Genomic DNA, 2,713 nt, shown 5'->3' with positions numbered 1-2,713 from the left:
TGGACGTGGGCGTCGCGCAGGGCGAGCAGCTGGCCGGGGGCGGCGCCGGCCTTGGCCAGCAGCATCAGGGTGCCCACCAGGTAGCCGAGTCCCTGCCAGAGCAGGGCCGCCCGCACCATCCGCTGGCTGATCGGCGGCATTGGCTACCTCCGCCCCTTCACGCGCGGCCAGAGGGCCGCGATCAGACAGCAGACCGCGACGAACTGAAGGATTGCCGAGGCTACCAGGGCCGGCGTCACCCAGGGGCCGGGCCGCCAGGCCAGGAAGGGCTCGGCCACCCGCAGCAGCAGGCCGGCGTTCAGTCCGACGTAGGCCGCCCAGCCCAGGCGCTCGTCGCCGCGCGGGCGGTCGCGGCTGAGCGGCGGGAACATCCAGAGCGCCACCCCGCCGATCAGCTGGGTGGCCCAGCCCACAGTGAGCAGGTGGTAGAACAGCGGCCGCGCGGGCGCGAGCGCACTCGCCCAGCCTAGCCCGTCGCCGGCAAGGATGGCCCCGCCGAGGATGCCGGCGGAGGCCAGGTAGATCAGCGCGGTGCGGATAAAGGTGCGTGCTTGCAGATACATCTTCAGCGCTCATGTCTATCTGATGGTGGCTCCGCCACCAGCTCGGGTCGCCGTCGCCGGCCTGGGGCGGGCCGAGGCGCTCGCATTATACCGCGACAGCTCTGGTATAATTTCTGCATATGTACGCGATCCACCCGAGCACCGTCCACTTCCCGCTGGCCCTGCTGCTGGCGAGCGGACTCTTCACGCTGCTCTCCATGCGCCGCGGCGAGCGGGCATGGGAGATGAGCGCCTACCACTGCCTGATCGTCGGCTGGCTGGCCGGGGTGGTGGCGCTGGCAACCGGCACCATCGACGCGCTGCGCCAGCTGGTGGGGCCGGATGTGCCGCGCGACAACGCGCTGATCGGCTGGGTGAACGCCCACGCCTTCCTGAATGTGGCGGTGGTGGTGATCTACGGGCAGGCGCTGCTGCTGCGCCGCCGTCGCCCGGATATCCTCGACGACGCTGAGGCCAGGCGCGGCTACCTGTGGCGGCATGCGCTGGGCGCCCTGCTGCTGGTGGCCGGCGGCTGGGTCGGCGGACACCTCGTGTATGCCCTGGGGCTAGGGAGATAGGAGAGAGAACGCGATGCTCGGCGTCCTGATGTACGGCCTCCTCTACGTAGGGCTCAACTTCTTCCGGCTGATCGGCTGGTGGCGCTGGCGGATCGAGGGCACCTCAAACCTGCCACCGCGTCAGTCGGGCGGTATGATCATTGTGATGAACCATATCAACTGGGTGGACATCCCGGCGGTCGGCGCGCTGCTGCCCTTCGCCTACCGGCTCTCGTGGCTTGCCAAGATCGAGGTCTTTGATAACCCGGCCACCAGGTGGTTCTTCCAGAACATGCAAGTCATCCCGATCAAGCGCGGCCGGCGCGATGTCGCCGCACTCGACGCCTCTGTGGAGGCGCTGCGGGCCGGGGCGGTGCTGCTGATCTTCCCGGAGGGCCACCGCAGCCGCGATGGCGTGCTCAAGCCAGGCCGGGGCGGCGCCGTGCGCATGGCGATGAAGTCTGGCGTGCCGATCGTGCCGCTGGCGATCACGGGCACCGAGCACGGCCTGCGGGGCGCGTTCCTGCGCGAGCCGCTGACGATCCGCATCGGCGAGCCCTACACCATCACGCCCACCGAGAACGGCAAGATCCCGACCGACATAATGGATCACCTCACGACCGACATGATGCTGCGCATCGCCGGGATGCTCCCCGAGGCGTACCGCGGCGCCTACGCGCAGCTGCCCAGCGAGGGGCCGAGGGCGAGCTGAGGCGCTCAGCCACCCTGCGCCACGCCGAGCCACATCTCCAAGGCTGGGCTGGCGGGCCGATCGGCCAGCTGGGCGCGGGTCAGCCGCCGGCGGATGCGCAGGTCGCCCAGGGGCAGCACCGCCAGCCGCCCGGCCGCCAGCTCCAGCTGGATGGTGTAGCGCGAGACGATGCTGATCCCCAGGCCGGCCGCCACCGCCTGCTTGACCGCCTCGGTGCTGCCGAGCTCCATGACCGTCTTCACCTCCACCCCGGCCCCGACCAGAGCCTGCTCCATCACCTCGCGGGTGCCCGATCCGGCCTCGCGGAGCACGAACGCCGCGCCCGCCAGGTCGGTGGTCGTGAGCTGCTGCCCGCCAGCGAGGGGGTGGTCGGGCGCGGCGATCACCACCAGCTCGTCCTCGCGCCAGGGTAGGATATCCAGGCCATGGGCCTCGGCCGGCCCCTCCAGGAAGGCCACGTCGAGGCGGTGGTCGATGATCCGCTCGACGATCTGCTGGGTGTTGCCGATGTCGAGGAAGAGCTCGATGCCAGGGTAGCGCCGGCCAAAGGCGCCGAGCAGCGGCGGCAGCATATAGATGCCGATCGTGGAACTGGCACCGATCGCCAGCCGGCCGCGCTGGAGCCCGCGCAGCGCCGCCAGCGACTCCTCGGCCAGCCGCTCGATGTCGAAGATCCGCCGCGCGTGGGCGGCCAGCAGCGCCCCCGCCTCGGTGGGCGTCACCCCGCGCGCCCGCCGCTCCAGTAGGGGCATCCCCAGCTGCCGCTCCAGCTCCTGCACGTCCCGCGATGCCGCCGACTGACTGATACTTAGGGACTCGGCGGCCCGTGTGAAGCTGCCGAGATCGACCACCGTCGCGAAGATTCGCACCAGGTGCATGTTTAGCATGAGGTATGACCTGAG

At 70.3% G+C, this 2,713-nt stretch carries 4 protein-coding genes; 2 read left to right on the top strand and 2 right to left on the bottom strand.

From position 1 onward, the window contains the following. Positions 1–143 precede the first annotated feature (143 nt). Positions 144–563 (bottom strand): hypothetical protein, encoded by a 420-nt coding sequence (locus tag K2Z83_RS17960; protein WP_220596565.1) that lies wholly within the window; start codon positions 561–563, stop codon positions 144–146. A 119-nt stretch (positions 564–682) separates the two neighbouring features. Here K2Z83_RS17960 and K2Z83_RS17955 point away from each other — a divergent pair, with 119 nt between their 5' ends. Together K2Z83_RS17955 and K2Z83_RS17950 are read left to right on the top strand one after the other, a co-directional pair. After that, positions 683–1,120, top strand: a complete 438-nt coding sequence (locus K2Z83_RS17955) for a DUF2231 domain-containing protein (RefSeq protein ID WP_220596564.1) — start codon at positions 683–685, stop codon at positions 1,118–1,120. Between the two features lie 13 nt (positions 1,121–1,133). Further along, positions 1,134–1,811: a 1-acyl-sn-glycerol-3-phosphate acyltransferase gene (locus K2Z83_RS17950; protein WP_220596563.1), complete on the top strand. Its 678-nt coding sequence runs from the start codon at positions 1,134–1,136 to the stop codon at positions 1,809–1,811. A 5-nt stretch (positions 1,812–1,816) separates the two neighbouring features. Here the strand turns inward: K2Z83_RS17950 and K2Z83_RS17945 are convergent. After that, positions 1,817–2,713: LysR family transcriptional regulator (locus tag K2Z83_RS17945; RefSeq protein ID WP_370650199.1), on the bottom strand; the 897-nt coding region annotated here is incomplete at its 5' end.

Origin of the sequence: Oscillochloris sp. ZM17-4 (genome assembly GCF_019599295.1) — a bacterium.
Classification (GTDB): domain Bacteria; phylum Chloroflexota; class Chloroflexia; order Chloroflexales; family Chloroflexaceae; genus Oscillochloris.
Note: the sequence above shows the minus strand (reverse complement) of the source record. Positions and strands in the feature narration are given on the sequence as shown.

What these genes read in the sequence shown, in the direction of transcription:
- K2Z83_RS17960 (WP_220596565.1), bottom strand. Translation starts at nt 563, where the DNA reads ATGTATCTGCAAGCACGCACCTTTATCCGCACCGCGCTGATCTACCTG.
- K2Z83_RS17955 (WP_220596564.1), top strand. Translation starts at nt 683, where the DNA reads ATGTACGCGATCCACCCGAGCACCGTCCACTTCCCGCTGGCCCTGCTG.
- K2Z83_RS17950 (WP_220596563.1), top strand. Translation starts at nt 1,134, where the DNA reads ATGCTCGGCGTCCTGATGTACGGCCTCCTCTACGTAGGGCTCAACTTC.